Annotated in this window: 12 protein-coding genes; all 12 read left to right on the forward strand. The window is 36.7% G+C overall.

Going from position 1 to position 14,841, the window contains the following annotated elements; all coding sequences use genetic code 11:
* Nucleotides 1–2: 2 nt before the first annotated feature.
* The 12 genes from ICJ85_RS07150 (at nucleotide 3) to ICJ85_RS07205 (ending at nucleotide 14,830) form a co-directional block, all read left to right on the forward strand.
* Complete coding sequence (locus ICJ85_RS07150; RefSeq protein ID WP_188223078.1) at nucleotides 3–338, forward strand: L-rhamnose mutarotase; 336 nt, start codon at nucleotides 3–5, stop codon at nucleotides 336–338.
* Nucleotides 339–569: 231 nt separating this feature from the next.
* Nucleotides 570–2,609 (forward strand): transketolase family protein, encoded by a 2,040-nt coding sequence (locus tag ICJ85_RS07155; RefSeq protein WP_188223079.1) that lies wholly within the window; start codon nucleotides 570–572, stop codon nucleotides 2,607–2,609.
* A 17-nt stretch (nucleotides 2,610–2,626) separates the two neighbouring features.
* A complete protein-coding gene (gene fsa, locus ICJ85_RS07160) occupies nucleotides 2,627–3,283 on the forward strand; it encodes a fructose-6-phosphate aldolase (protein WP_188223080.1) in 657 nt (218 codons plus the stop codon).
* A 17-nt stretch (nucleotides 3,284–3,300) separates the two neighbouring features.
* Nucleotides 3,301–3,978 (forward strand): NUDIX hydrolase, encoded by a 678-nt coding sequence (locus ICJ85_RS07165; RefSeq protein WP_188223081.1) that lies wholly within the window; start codon nucleotides 3,301–3,303, stop codon nucleotides 3,976–3,978.
* 143 nt (nucleotides 3,979–4,121) lie between these two features.
* A complete protein-coding gene (locus tag ICJ85_RS07170) occupies nucleotides 4,122–5,798 on the forward strand; it encodes a ribulokinase (RefSeq protein WP_188223082.1) in 1,677 nt (558 codons plus the stop codon).
* Between the two features lies 1 nt (nucleotide 5,799).
* Nucleotides 5,800–6,507: an L-ribulose-5-phosphate 4-epimerase gene (locus tag ICJ85_RS07175; protein WP_317173062.1), complete on the forward strand. Its 708-nt coding sequence runs from the start codon at nucleotides 5,800–5,802 to the stop codon at nucleotides 6,505–6,507.
* A 41-nt stretch (nucleotides 6,508–6,548) separates the two neighbouring features.
* The gene (locus tag ICJ85_RS07180) at nucleotides 6,549–8,114 is read left to right on the forward strand and encodes a solute:sodium symporter family transporter (protein WP_188223084.1); all 1,566 of its coding nucleotides are present in this window, start codon (nucleotides 6,549–6,551) and stop codon (nucleotides 8,112–8,114) included.
* Between the two features lie 29 nt (nucleotides 8,115–8,143).
* Nucleotides 8,144–9,649 (forward strand): L-arabinose isomerase, encoded by a 1,506-nt coding sequence (araA, locus tag ICJ85_RS07185; RefSeq protein WP_188223085.1) that lies wholly within the window; start codon nucleotides 8,144–8,146, stop codon nucleotides 9,647–9,649.
* Nucleotides 9,650–9,856: 207 nt separating this feature from the next.
* Entirely contained in the window at nucleotides 9,857–10,315 is a 459-nt protein-coding gene (msrB, locus tag ICJ85_RS07190) for a peptide-methionine (R)-S-oxide reductase MsrB (RefSeq protein ID WP_188223086.1), read from the forward strand.
* The gene (gene msrA, locus ICJ85_RS07195) at nucleotides 10,315–10,854 is read left to right on the forward strand and encodes a peptide-methionine (S)-S-oxide reductase MsrA (RefSeq protein WP_188223087.1); all 540 of its coding nucleotides are present in this window, start codon (nucleotides 10,315–10,317) and stop codon (nucleotides 10,852–10,854) included. Before msrB ends, msrA begins: the two co-directional genes overlap by 1 nt.
* Nucleotides 10,855–10,856: 2 nt before the next feature.
* Entirely contained in the window at nucleotides 10,857–12,419 is a 1,563-nt protein-coding gene (locus tag ICJ85_RS07200; RefSeq protein ID WP_188223088.1) for a protein adenylyltransferase SelO, read from the forward strand.
* Between the two features lie 29 nt (nucleotides 12,420–12,448).
* Complete coding sequence (locus tag ICJ85_RS07205; protein WP_188223089.1) at nucleotides 12,449–14,830, forward strand: GAF domain-containing protein; 2,382 nt, start codon at nucleotides 12,449–12,451, stop codon at nucleotides 14,828–14,830.
* Nucleotides 14,831–14,841 lie beyond the last annotated feature (11 nt).

A 14,841-nucleotide genomic window follows, 5' to 3' on the forward strand; every position in this document is an offset into this window, starting at 1 on the left:
AGATGAAAACAAAACGATACGCTTTAGCTTGCGACCTTAAAGATAGTCCTGAATTAATTGCCGAATACATAGAACTTCACAAAAATGTTTGGCCGGAGATTATAGAAAGTATTAAGGCAGCGGGTATAGAAGACATGGAAATTTATAATATTGGAAATAGGTTATTCATGATTATGGAAGTGAACGATGAGTTTTCTTTCGATAAGAAGGCTGAAATGGATACAAATAATCCTAAAGTTCAGGAATGGGAAAATTTTATGTGGAAGTTTCAACAAGAGTTACCAATGGCTAAATCTGGAGAAAAATGGATGCTTCTAGAAAGTATTTTCAAGCTTTAAAAGATTTCTTTATTTAATAACTTTCAAACGAAAATTTAGTTTTTTTAAAAACTAGTCAAAAAATTTACAAGTGTTTTTTTTACACTTATAAATAAATGTTATATATTTGTGAATATCAAATTCTAATGCGTTTAAAATAGGCATTAGGTAAAATGTTTTTTTATTTTTGCACAATTATTTTAAATGCGTTCAACAAACTAAAACGTTGACTATTAAATTAACTAAATTAAAATGAACAAAAAATTAGATCAGCAGGCAGCAGATAATATCAGAGCATTGGCTGTAGCGATGGTAGAAAAGGCAAATTCAGGACACCCTGGCGGACCAATGGGAGGTGCAGATTTTATGCACATTCTTTATTCAGAGTTCTTTAACTTCGATCCAACCGACATGGAGTGGCCGTTTAGAGACCGTTTTTTCATGGATGCGGGGCACTTATCTACATTAATGTATGCTCAGTATTATCTTTTAGGGAATTATGCAAAGGATGATGTAGCTAATTTTAGACAATGGGGTTCTATTACTCCAGGTCACCCGGAAGTAGATGTTAAAAGAGGTATTGAAAATACGTCTGGACCATTAGGTCAAGGACACACTATGGGAGTTGGAGCTGCAATCGCTGCTAAATTTTTACAAGCACGATTTGGAGACTGGATGAACCACAAAATCTACGGATTTATTTCAGATGGTGGTATTCAGGAAGAGATTTCTCAGGGAGCTGGTCGTATTGCAGGTCACTTAGGGTTGAGTAACTTCATTATGTTCTTCGATTCTAACGATATTCAGTTATCTACTTCAACAGATGAGGTAACAACTGAAGATACCGCAATGAAATACGAGTCTTGGGGATGGAAAGTTGTAACAATCGACGGTCATAACCACGACGAAATTCGTAAAGCATTACAAGATGCTAACGCTGAAACTGAAAAACCAACCTTAATTATCGGTAAAACGATTATGGGTAAAGGTTGTGTAGCTGCTGATGGTAGTATGTTTGAAGGGCACTGTGAATTACACGGTCAGCCAATCGGACACACAGGTGCAGATTATGCTAAAACCTTAGAAAATTTAGGTGCCGATATTGAAAATCCGTTTGATATTTATCCGGAAGTTGAAGCATTCTATAAAGATATTCTTGCTCAAAAAACAGCTCAGGCTGCCGAAAAGAAAGCGGAAATAGATGCTTGGAAATCTGCAAATTCTGGATTAGCTGAAAAATTAGACTTCTTCTTATCTGGTCAGTTACCAGAATTAGATTTCTCTGCAATCGAGCAAAAATCTGGAGTTGCAACAAGAGCAGCTTCTTCTGCAGTATTAGGTTACTTAGCTGAGAATGTTGAAAACATCATTGTATCGTCTGCCGATTTATCAAATTCAGATAAAACGGACGGTTTCTTAAAGAAATCTCATGCACTTAAAAAAGGTGATTTCTCTGGTGGGTTCTTACAAGCAGGTGTTGCCGAGTTAACTATGGCTTCTATCGCTAACGGTATTGCATTACACGGAGGTATTATTCCTGTTGTGGCTACCTTCTTTGTATTCTCAGATTACATGAAACCAGCCATTCGTTTAAGTGGTATCCAGGAGTTACCAGTTAAGTATGTGTGGACACACGATGCTTTCCGTGTAGGAGAAGATGGTCCAACACACCAACCTATCGAGCAAGAAGCTCAAATTCGTTTATTAGAAAAGCTTAAAAACCACAGCGGAAAACCAAGTTTCTTGGCGTTACGTCCTGCTGATGCTGCTGAAACCTCTGTAGCTTGGAAAATGGCTTTAGAAAATACAACGACACCTTCAGGGTTAATCTTATCGAGACAAAATATTAAAGATGTTCCTGCGCAAGGTTCAAGATATAACGAAGCTTTAGCTGCTGAAAAAGGTGGTTATTTAGTGAAAGAAGTTGAAAATCCAGATGTGGTGTTAATCGCAAATGGATCGGAAGTGTCAACATTAGTAGCAGCTGCTGAAATCTTAGAAAACGAAAACGGATTAAAAGTGAATATTGCTTCAGTAATTTCAGAAGGTGTATTCAGACTTCAATCTAAAGAATACCAAAACAGCGTGATTCCTGCAGGTAAACCATTATTTGGTTTAACAGCTGGATTGCCAGTAAACTTAGAAGGTTTAGTTGGTGATGCTGGTAAAGTATTCGGATTAGATCACTTTGGATATTCTGCGCCTGCAGGTGTTCTTGATGAGAAATTCGGATTTACAGGGCCACAGGTAAGCCAACAGGTTTTAGAGTATTTAAAAGCATATAACAACTAATAAAAATAGGATATAAAATGAAATTTTTTATTGATACAGCAAACCTAGACGAAATTGCAGAAGCACAGGCTTTAGGGGTATTAGATGGTGTAACAACAAACCCATCTTTAATGGCGAAGGAAGGAATTACTGGTGAAGCAAATATTTTAGCACACTACCAAAAGATATGTGATATCGTTGAAGGTGATGTTAGTGCTGAAGTAATTTCTACAGACTTTGAAGGTATGGTAAAAGAAGGAGAGGCTTTAGCAGCCCTTCACCCACAAATCGTGGTTAAATTACCTTTAATTGCTGATGGTATTAAAGCATGTAAATATTTTTCAGATAAAGGCATCAGAACAAACGTAACCTTAGTATTCTCTGCGGGTCAGGCATTATTAGCGGCTAAAGCGGGAGCAACTTATGTGTCTCCGTTCTTAGGACGTTTAGATGATATCTCTACTGATGGATTAAATTTAATCGCTGAAATCAGACAGATTTACGATAATTACGGATTCGAAACGCAAATCTTAGCAGCTTCAATCCGTCACACTATGCACGTTATCGACTGTGCTAAAATTGGTAGTGATGTGATGACAGGACCTTTATCGTCAATTACTGGATTATTAAAACATCCTTTAACAGATATCGGTTTAGCGAAGTTCTTAGCTGATTACAAAAAAGGAAACCAATAACAGTAGACTAATTTGTTGTGAATAAGAAATTGGAACAAAAACAACAAATTAAGCTAGCTGTAGATTGTATCATTTTCGGGTTCAATAACAACAGACTAGAGTTACTTCTGGTACATCGTGGTTTTGAACCCGAAAAAGGTAAATGGTCTTTAATTGGTGGTTTTGTTGGTAACGATGAAGATATCGACGATGCTGCTAATCGTGTTCTGTATGATTTATCAGGATTAGAGAATATCTATATGGAACAGGTAAGAACATTTGGTAAGGCCGATAGGGATTCTTCAGGGCGTGTAGTTTCTACTACCTATAGTGCAATGATTCTAAAATCAGAGTATAATGAGGAACGTGTAGGTAAATACGATGCCAAATGGTTTCCTATTGAAGATTTGCCAGAACTTATTTTCGATCACAGCGAAATGGTAGGATCCGCAATTCGACGTTTAAGACGTCGTGTTAGAAATTTCCCGATAGCGTTTAATTTATTACCAGCTAAGTTTACTTTACCCCAATTACAAATGTTGTATGAAGGTATTTTAAGCGAGTCTCTTGATAAACGAAACTTCAGAAGGAAAGTATCACAGATGAATTACTTGGTTAGATTGGAAGAAAAAGACATGTCTGAATCCAGAAAAGGTGCCTATTTCTACAGATTTGACGAAGAACTTTATAACAAAGAATTGAATTTCAATTTATAACACAAGAAAAAAATAACTTTTTTAAAGTTATTTTTTTTGGCTAAATTTTTAAAAGTGTGAGTGTTACACTTTTAAAATAAATGTTATATTGCAATGTTCTTTCTTTAAAAAAGAATAAATACTAAAATTGTTATATTCATATTATGAATAATGTAAAATACACCATAGGAATGGACTTCGGTTCAGATTCGGTTAGAGCGTTAATTGTTAACACCGCTACTGGAGAAGAATTGGCTACTGCTGTTCATTATTATGCAAGATGGAAAGAAGGGAAATATTGTATTCCATCAGAAAGTCAATTTAGACAGCACCCTTTAGATTATGTTGAAGGTATAGAGGCTACTATTACATCGGTAGTATCTCAGGTAAGTGAAGATGTTGTGAATAACATCGTAGGAATTGGAGTAGATACTACAGGGTCTACGCCAGTAGCTGTTGATAAAACTGGTACGCCATTAGCGTTGTTGGAAGGTTTTGAAGAAAACCCGAATGCGATGTTTGTGCTTTGGAAAGATCACACAGGAATTAAAGAAGCAGACGAAATTAATGCGCTTTGTTCAAAATGGGATATTGATTACTCTAAGTATGAAGGCGGAATCTATTCTTCAGAGTGGTTTTGGTCTAAAATATTACACGTTTCAAGAGCCGATAAAGCCGTTCAGGACGCGGCGTACTCATGGGTAGAACATTGTGATTGGGTACCGTTTTTATTAACGGGAGGAGACGATGTAACACAAATGAAACGTAGTCGTTGTGCTGCCGGTCATAAAGCATTATGGCATGAGTCTTTTGGCGGATTACCACCAAATGATTTCTTTGTGGCTTTAGATCCTGTTTTAGATGGATTAACCAATAGATTATTTAAAGAAACTTACACCTCTGATGTTTCAGTTGGAACACTTTCAGAGGAATGGGCAACACGTTTAGGTTTACCTTCAAATGTTGAAGTTGCTGTTGGTGCTTTCGATTGTCATATGGGAGCTGTTGGTGTTAATATTGAGCCATATCACTTAACAAAAGTGATGGGAACATCAACTTGTGATATCGTAGTAACACCGATGCACGAAGAAGAGCATTTGGTAAAAGGTATTTGCGGACAGGTAGATGGATCTGTAATTCCTGGTATGTTGGGTCTTGAAGCTGGTCAGTCGGCTTTTGGAGATATTTACGCTTGGTACGAGCGTTTAATCGCCTGGCCAATTAAAGAACTTATTGGTGGTTCAAATTTAATTTCTGAAGAGATTAAAGCACAATTAGTTGAAGAAGCTTTAGATAATATTTTACCGAAATTAAGTGAAGCAGCCGCAAAAGAACCTATTGGCGCTTCAGGCGAGTTAGCTTTAGACTGGATGAATGGTAGAAGAACTCCAGATGCTAACCAGAATTTAAAAGGTGTAATTTCAGGAATTAACCTAGGAAGCACATCTCCAAAAGTATTCAGAGCTTTAGTTGAAGCATCCTGTTTTGGCGCAAAGAAAATCGCCGATCGTTTTGTTGAAGAAGGTATTGCTATAAAAGGAGTGATTGCTATTGGAGGCATTTCTAAAAAATCAGATTTAGTGATGCAAATCATGGCCGATGTTTTAGATGCGCCAATTAAAGTGGCTAAATCAGAACAGGCTTGTGCTTTAGGAGCTTCAGTATTTGGAGCGGTAGCAGCAGGAGTTCATCCTAATACAGAAGCAGCTATGGACGCTATGGCAAGTCCGTTTGAAAAAGTATATGAGCCTATTAAAGAAAATGTGGAGGCTTATAAAAAAGTATATAACGACTATAGTGAGCTTTGTGTTGCTATGGAAGATCACATCATGAAAAAATAAGATTATGAGTAGTTATAAATCATTAAAAGAAGAAGCCTACGAAGCAAATATGCAGCTTCCAGAATTAGGTCTGGTACTTTTTACATTTGGTAATGCCAGCGCTGTAGATCGCGATAAAGGTGTATTTGCCATTAAACCAAGTGGTGTGCCATATTCAGAATTAAAACCTGAAGATATGGTTATTTGTGACTTCGAGGCGAAAATTGTAGAAGGATTAATGCGCCCGTCCTCAGATACTAAAACACACGCTGTTTTATATAAAGAGTGGGATAAAATTGGAGGCGTAGTGCATACACATTCAACTTACGGAACTGCTTGGGCTCAGGCTATCAAGGATATTCCGATTTTTGGAACCACACATGCCGATCATCTAATTTCTGATATTCCTTGTGCTCCGCCAATGAAAGATGAGTATATTGCAGGCGATTATGAGCACATGACCGGGTATCAAATAATAGATTGTATAAACGAACGTAAATTAGATTACAACGAAGTAGGAATGATATTAGTTGGAAATCACGCGCCGTTTACTTGGGGAGCTACAGCTGCGAAAGCAGTGTATAATAGCGCCGTTTGTGAGGAAGTAGCCAGAATGGCGTACTTAACGTTACAAATCAACCCCAATGCAGCTATTTTAAAAGATGCCTTAAAGAAAAAGCATTTTGAACGTAAACACGGTAAAGATGCTTATTATGGTCAGGGGTGTTAATGGCGTAGTAATTTCTAATAACTATAACTAAATAAACTATTATGAGTATTTTATCTTTTGTCGCTTTTACTTTGCTGGTTGCTGTAATTGCTTGGTGGTCAACAAGAAAAACAGATGAGAATTCATCTGATGGGTATTTCTTAGGAGGTAGGAGTCTTACAGGACCAGTAATTGCAGGGTCTTTATTACTTACCAACTTATCAACAGAACAAATTGTGGGAATGAATGGGGTTTCGTTTAGAGACGGTATTCCAATTATGGCGTACGAGGTTGTAGCAGCAATTGCTATGGTGTTTACAGCGTTTGTTTTATTGCCTAAGTATCTTAAAAGTGGTATTGCAACTATTCCTCAGTTTTTGGAAAACCGTTACGGTAAAAGCACAAAAACAATTGTCTCATTATTATTCTTATTAGGATATGCCATCTCTATGCTTCCAACAGTGCTATATTCTGGAGCATTAGCTATTAATACCATGTTTGATATTCCTGAAATGATTGGAATGGAACCAGAACCAGCACTTTGGGTAACGGTTTGGGCTATTGGTATAATTGGTAGTATCTATGCTATTTTTGGAGGATTGAAAGCAGTAGCCGTTTCCGATTCTATTAATGCAGTAGGTTTAATTATTGGGGGATCGTTAATCCCTATTTTCGGTTTAATGAAAATTGGTGATGGAAACGTTTTTCAAGGATTAAAAACGTTAACGGCAACTTTACCCGAGAAGTTTGATATTATTGGTGGACCAGATTCAGATGTGCCATTTGCAACCTTATTTACAGGGATGTTAATTGTAAACTTCTACTATTGGGGAACCAACCAGGCTATCATTCAAAGAGCCTTAGGAGCTAAAAACTTAAAAGAAGGTCAGAAAGGGTTATTGTTAGCAGCATTCATTAAAATCTTAGGGCCATTCATCGTAGTACTTCCGGGTATCATTGCGTTCTATTTATTTAATGGGGATTTAGCAAATGCCGATGAAGCGTATCCAATGGTTGTAAAAGCGGTATTGCCAGTTGCCTTTATAGGGTTCTTTGCTGCAGTACTTTTTGGAGCGATTTTAAGTTCATTTAATAGTGCGTTAAATAGTTCTGTAACCTTATTCGGTTTAGATTTCTACAAAGAATATATCAATCACGATGCATCTGAAAAGCAAGTGGTGAAAGCTGGTAAAACTTTTGGTATCGTACTGGCGTTATTCTCTATGGCGATTGCACCATTACTATATGGTGTTGAAGGAGGAATCTTCACGTATTTACAAGAGTTAAATGGAACACATAGTGTGCCGATTTTAGCGATCATTTTAGTTGGAATCTTTTCTAAGCGTGTGTCGGGAAAAGCAGCAAACATATCTATTGTATTCAGTGTAGTAACATATTTAACAACGTTATATGTTATTAAACCAGATATTAGTTTCTTACACTTAATGGGTATTCTGTTTGTGTTAACCGTAATCATCATGTATGTAGTGAGTTCTTTTGTTCCAAGAGAAACAGACTACAATCAAGAGTATACAAAACAAGTGGATATCACACCTTGGCAATATTTAAAACCAGTTGGTTTTGCTGTTGTTGCGGCTGTGGTGGCACTTTATATTTATTTATCATAATAATTAACAAAAACTATTTTTTATAAATAATGATTAATTTTAAACAAGGTGAAGTTTGGTTTGTAACAGGTAGTCAACACCTTTACGGACCTGAGACCTTAAAACAGGTTGCCGAACATTCAAAAGAAATTGCAAATGCCTACACAGAAAGTTCTGTGATTCCGGTAAATGTAGTTTTCAAGCCAACAGTTAAGACGGCAGATGAGATTCACGCAATTTGCAAAGCAGCAAATAACGATGATAACTGTATTGGTATTATTACTTGGATGCACACGTTCTCTCCGGCAAAAATGTGGATTGCTGGTTTAACGGCTTTACAAAAACCATTTTTACACTTACATACGCAGTTCAACAGAGATATTCCTTGGGGAACCATCGATATGGATTTTATGAACCTAAACCAATCGGCACACGGTGGTCGTGAGTTCGGATTCTTAGTATCGCGTTTACGTAAAAACCGTAAAGTGGTTGTAGGTCACTGGAAAAATGAAAAAGTTATCAAACAAGTAGCAGACTGGTGTCGTGTAGCTAATGCTGTAGCAGATAGCCGTCGTATGAAAGTCGCTCGTTTTGGAGATAACATGCGTCAGGTTGCAGTAACCGATGGAAACAAAGTATCAGCTCAAATTAAGTTTGGTTACGAGGTTAACGGTTACGGAATTGGTGACTTAGTTGATTTTGTAGATCAAATTACCGATGCACAGGTAGACCGTTTAGTACAAGAGTACGACGATACTTATGTGATGGCTCAAAAAATTAAAGCTGATGGATCTATGCGTCAGTCTTTAAGAGACGCAGCTAAAATCGAATTAGGAATGCGTGCCTTCTTAGAAAACGGAGGGTATTCTGCATTTACTGATACATTCGAAGATTTACACGGTATGAAACAATTACCAGGTATCGCAACGCAGCGTTTAATGGCAAGCGGTTACGGTTTTGGTGGCGAAGGTGACTGGAAAACATCTGCTTTAGTACGTACAATGAAAGTTATGGGTGCTGGTCTCGAAGGAGGAAACAGTTTTATGGAAGACTATACATACCACTTCGATCCGGAAAATTCAACGTGTTTAGGGTCTCATATGTTAGAGATCTGTCCTACAATTGCTAAAGGCCATGTGTCTTGCGAAATTCACCCATTAGGAATTGGTGGTAAAGAAGATCCTGTACGTTTAGTATTTAACAGTGGAGCAGGTAAAGCATTAAATGCGTCTGTTGTTGATATGGGTAACCGTTTCAGAATGTTAGTAAATAAAGTAGAGGCTGTAGAAATTGAAAACGATATGCCTCACTTACCAGTTGCTCGCGTATTATGGGATGCTAAACCAGATTTACAAACTGCTGCTGCTGCTTGGATTCACGCTGGTGGTGCACACCATACATGTTATAGCCAAAATATCTCTGCTGAATCTCTAGAAGATTATGCAGATATTATGGATATTGAATTCTTATTAATCGACGAGAAAACCGATTTATACAGATTTAAACAAGAGTTGCGTTGGAATGATGCAGCTTACGCAATAAACAAAGGATTTTAATATATTTGAATCTTTAAAGGATTTAAAAACCACTGAGAGTTTGCTCTCGGTGGTTTTTTCGTTATATAGAGTTTAACATGCTCTTGGGAGAGAATATCTGTATTTATCATTAAATTGTAAATAGCTAATAGTTGAAAGGAAACCAATGTTCTATCGACTATTCTTTAACTTTGACGAAAATTAATATAAAAGAAAGATATCAAGCCTATGTTGACTTGGAAAGACATTATAAATTTTGCGGTTAATGGTAATCCAGAACCAGATACCAGAGTTGAAAAAACTGAAGAAGCTTGGAAAGCACAATTAACGCCGGAACAATTTCGAATTACGCGACATAAAGGAACGGAGGCACCACATACAGGAGCGTTGTGTTCTTCGTATGAAGAAGGTAAATATAATTGCATTTGCTGTGATACACCTTTATTCGATTCGACAATAAAATTCAGTTCAGGTACAGGATGGCCTAGTTTTACACAGCCTATTAAGCCCAATGCAGTGAAGTATGATAAGGATGTGTCATTCGGAATGGTTCGCGTAGAAATTATGTGTAATACCTGCGATGCACATTTAGGTCATGTGTTTCCTGATGGACCAGAACCAAGCGGTTTGCGTTACTGTGTCAACTCAGAATCATTAACATTACAAACTGTTGAAGAAGAAAATTAATGGAAGAAAAAACATTACAATTAATGACTGTGGGTGGTGGCTGCTTTTGGTGTGTCGAAGCTGTTTTTAATGAAATAAAAGGTGTTGAAAAAGTGGTTTCCGGCTATACCGGCGGAACGGCACCTGGAAAACCAACCTACCGCGAAGTGTGTTCTGGGTTAACGGGTCACGCCGAGGTGGTTCAAATAACCTATGATGCTAATGTAGTATCGTTTGAAGATTTGTTACTTGTATTCATGACGAGTCACGATCCAACAACATTAAATCGCCAAGGTGCTGATGTAGGAACGCAATACCGTTCTGTAATTTATTATCACAACGACTTTCAGAAAGATGTTGCCGAGGTTGTGGTAGAAGAAATAGCTCAGTATTACGACAATCCTATTGTAACAGAAATAAGTCCGTTAGGCATCTTTTATGAAGCTGAAGATTATCATCAAGATTATTACGCAAATAATAAAGAACAAATGTATTGTGCGGCCGTAATCACACCTAAATTGGCAAAGCTTAGAAAAATGCATGCCGAAAAATTAAAATAAAAATGAACCTAAATTTTGATAATACATTCATAGATAGCTTACCTGCCGATGCTGTAAAGGAAAATACGAGGCGTCAGGTAGAACAGGCTTGCTATTCGTTTGTAACGCCCAAACAAACTGCAAAACCTAAGTTGCTTCATGTGTCTGAAGCCATGTTGGAGCAGTTAGGGTTGTCGAAAGAAGATAGCGAAAGTGATACCTTTTTAAAAGTGTTCACAGGAAATGAAGTGTACCAAAATACCAAGCCTTACGCAATGTGTTACGGCGGACATCAATTTGGGAATTGGGCAGGTCAATTAGGGGATGGACGAGCAATAAATTTATTTGAGGTTAATCATAATAACAAAAGATGGGCAGTGCAACTTAAAGGTGCTGGGGAAACACCATATTCCAGAACAGCCGATGGTTTGGCGGTGTTGCGTTCGTCAATCCGTGAGTATTTATGTAGTGAAGCTATGCATTATTTGGGTGTACCAACAACACGAGCGTTATCGTTAGCCTTATCTGGTGATCAGGTACTACGTGATATGTTGTATAATGGAAATTCTGCTTACGAAAAAGGAGCAATCGTTACACGCGTAGCACCAAGCTTTTTACGTTTTGGGAACTTCGAAATTTTTGCTGCTCGTCAAGATGTTGAAAATTTAAAAAAACTGGTCGACTTCACCATAAAAGAATATTATCCCGAATTAGGTGAACCAAGTAAAGAAACCTATCTGGCTTTTTTTAAACAAGTAACGAATCGTACCTTAGATATGATTATCCACTGGCAACGTGTTGGTTTTGTGCATGGAGTCATGAATACTGATAATATGTCCATTTTAGGTTTAACCATAGATTACGGGCCTTATGGTTGGTTGGAGGGTTTCGATTATGGCTGGACACCAAATACAACGGATAGAGAACATAAACGCTACCGTTACGGCAATCAGCCAAATATTGGGCTTTGGAATCTCTTTAAGTTGGCAAACGCACTTTATCCGTTGATTGAAGAAGCTGAGCCGTTAGAAGATATTTTAGATGCGTATAAAGTAGATTTTGACAAGAAATCTTTCGAAATGATGCGAAGTAAACTTGGTTTAGAAACGGAAGATGTTTTCGATAAATCCTTAATTCAGGATCTTGAAGATAACCTGTTGTTAATAGAAACCGATATGACCATTTTCTTTAGAAACCTAAGTCAGTTTAAAAAGGAAAATTATTTAGAAGGCACCCAAATAGTAGAGGATGCTTTTTACAAGTCAGAAGAATTAACTGGCGAAGTGATTAACAGATGGCAGGCGTGGTTTCAGCGTTATGCAGACCGATTACAACAGGAAAGCATTTCAGATGAAAGTCGAAAAGAAAAAATGAATGCGGTTAACCCTAAATATGTGCTTCGTAATTATATGGCACAATTAGCTATAGATGCCGCCGATAATGGAAATTATTCGTTAATTGATGAATTATTTCAACTGTTAAAACAACCTTATGCCGAGCAGCCCAATATGGAAAAATGGTTTGCTAAACGTCCGGAATGGGCGCGACATAAAGTTGGGTGTTCCATGTTATCCTGTAGTTCTTAATTTGTAACTTTGCAGCATCTGTAAAAGCTATGATAGATATCAATGAAAATACACCGTCACCGTTCGATCTAAGAATAAGTTTTAATAAACTTATTGAACATTATGAGCGCTTATCAACAAGTGATGACGATTTTATTGCATCTAAGGCTCGTAAAGTTTTAGAGGTACAAAAACCGCATCCTATTTTAAGAGAAGGGTTTAGCGATCCTGCTTATTTTGACACCTACAAAAAAGAAATCAAATTTATTTTACAGGATTCGTTTAGTGAAATATTAAGTAACAATGAGATTAAAACAGCTTCGATGCCGTTTAAAGATGTTGTGTTTAATGCCTCCAATCGATTTACTAAAATAATTGAAGAAGCAGGTGAAGGATTTCAGTTGAAAATGAAAAGCATGCCCGAGAATGATGTTTATATCATGGCTTGTGCAGTAATTTTAAATACTTGTTACGGGTATAATTTAAGTTTTAAACGTCCTATTTTATACGAAATACCGGATGCAAATGGTGTAATGCGTTATTATAAAATAGCTTACAATGCCGATTTTATTGAAATTATTCCAACTGAAAAGGCTATAAAAATAACACCAGATGATTTCAATGAATTAATCGATAATTTTAATGATATTGAATTGTGGAAATCTAAATTTCCGCCTAAAAGCTATTTGTTCAGAGGTTTTGTAATTTCAAATATGTTCGATGTAACCGACGATCAGTCTATATCTAACATGAAATCGACTTTTATAGCTGAAAATAAAATCCAGAAAAAGGAAAATATGGCTGATTTTCAAACCATATTTCAATCCTTATTTGGAATTAAAGACTTGCAGGTTGGTTTTTCTATTTATAATAAAACCGAAGACAGCTTCGACTGTGTACATGAACAAGGTGTACAAAGTTTCTTGTTGAAAGATGTTGAAGAATCGCCATGTAAGACCATATTATGTGAGGCATCGTATAAATCGTTAATCAATAAAAATACATCTTATTCTATTTCTGATGTTGACAAGTATTTTAAAATGTCAGAAGGTAAAGTAGCACAGTTCAGAATTTTAAAAGAACAGGGCATTAAGAGTGCTATTTTTGCGCCAATTTCAGATAAAAATGAGCTGTTGGGGATTTTAGAGATTGTATCGAAAACACCTAAAATTTTAAATAGCGTTAACGCCAATAAACTGGTAGATGTTATGCCGTTTATTTTGTCGGCGGTAAAACGTTCTAAACGTGAATATGAAAACTTAATCGAAGCTGTTATTCAACAGGAATGTACCTCAATCCATTCCAGTGTGTCCTGGAAATTTGAAAATGCTGCACGTCAGTTTTTAAAAGATAAACAGGATGTTGGTAGTAATGCTATATTCAGCAAAATCAGTTTTGAAAATGTCTATCCGCTGTTCGGTCAAATTGATGTAAAAGGATCTTCTGAAGTGAGAAATCTGGCTACAAAAAGAGATTTAGAGTTGCAATTAACTTTGGTGAATCGTATTATTCATGATGTGCTTGAAGATGAAACCTTACCGATTTACGAACAATTGAAATATCAAATTGATAGCTACAGAAACTTGCTGCAAGAAGATTTTAAGGTAGATAGTGAACAACAAATAGCTAATTTCTTTAAACAGGAAATAGAGCCGTTGTTTAAGTTTTTTATGGTAAAAAAGGAAGCCTATCGCGAAGCCATACAAGATTATTTTAGCAAGGTAGATCCGAATTTAAATGTGGTATATCATTACCGAAAAGATTTCGATAAAACCATAGCACTGATTAATAAAAACATGGCTTCTGTTTTGGATGAGAAACAGAAGGATGCCCAAAAAATGTATCCGCATTATTTCGAGCGTTTTAAAACAGACGGGGTAGAGCATAATATGTATATTGGTGAGGCTATAACCAAAGAGGAAAGTTTTAATACTATTTACCTTTACAATTTAAGGTTATGGCAGTTACAGGTTATGTGCGAGATGGAAAACGAATACTATCAGAATCGTCATGTGTATCCTGTGTCGCTGGATGTTGCTTCCATGATTCTAGTCTTTAATCAGCCATTAACTATTAGCTTCAGAATGGATGAGAAGCAGTTTGATGTTGATGGAACTTACAATGCGCGTTATGAAGTGGTTAAGAAACGCGTAGATAAAGCGGTTATAAAAGGAACCGGACAACGCGTTACAGAAAAAGGAAAAATAACCATCATCTACTCTCAAAAGGAAGATGAAGTAGAGTATTTAGAATATATTAAATTCTTGCAGCATAAAAAGTTACTTAATGACGACGTTGAAATTGTTGAGCTAGAGGATTTACAAGGTGTTACAGGGGTAAAGGCTATTCGTGTTAGTATTCTTTACCAGCATCAGGAAAATGCCAAAGACTTTTATACTTACGAAGATTTAATGAAAACCATCAAGGCCTAGCGAAACAATAT

The organism is Aestuariibaculum marinum (assembly GCF_014596975.1).
Lineage (GTDB): Bacteria > Bacteroidota > Bacteroidia > Flavobacteriales > Flavobacteriaceae > Aestuariibaculum > Aestuariibaculum marinum.

Excerpts from the sequence above, each read along its gene's own strand:
- ICJ85_RS07150 (WP_188223078.1), top strand. The coding sequence starts at position 3 with ATGAAAACAAAACGATACGCTTTAGCTTGCGACCTTAAAGATAGTCCT.
- ICJ85_RS07155 (WP_188223079.1), top strand. The coding sequence starts at position 570 with ATGAACAAAAAATTAGATCAGCAGGCAGCAGATAATATCAGAGCATTG.
- fsa (WP_188223080.1), top strand. The coding sequence starts at position 2,627 with ATGAAATTTTTTATTGATACAGCAAACCTAGACGAAATTGCAGAAGCA.
- ICJ85_RS07170 (WP_188223082.1), top strand. The coding sequence starts at position 4,122 with ATGAATAATGTAAAATACACCATAGGAATGGACTTCGGTTCAGATTCG.
- ICJ85_RS07180 (WP_188223084.1), top strand. The coding sequence starts at position 6,549 with ATGAGTATTTTATCTTTTGTCGCTTTTACTTTGCTGGTTGCTGTAATT.
- araA (WP_188223085.1), top strand. The coding sequence starts at position 8,144 with ATGATTAATTTTAAACAAGGTGAAGTTTGGTTTGTAACAGGTAGTCAA.
- msrB (WP_188223086.1), top strand. The coding sequence starts at position 9,857 with ATGTTGACTTGGAAAGACATTATAAATTTTGCGGTTAATGGTAATCCA.
- msrA (WP_188223087.1), top strand. The coding sequence starts at position 10,315 with ATGGAAGAAAAAACATTACAATTAATGACTGTGGGTGGTGGCTGCTTT.
- ICJ85_RS07200 (WP_188223088.1), top strand. The coding sequence starts at position 10,857 with ATGAACCTAAATTTTGATAATACATTCATAGATAGCTTACCTGCCGAT.
- ICJ85_RS07205 (WP_188223089.1), top strand. The coding sequence starts at position 12,449 with ATGATAGATATCAATGAAAATACACCGTCACCGTTCGATCTAAGAATA.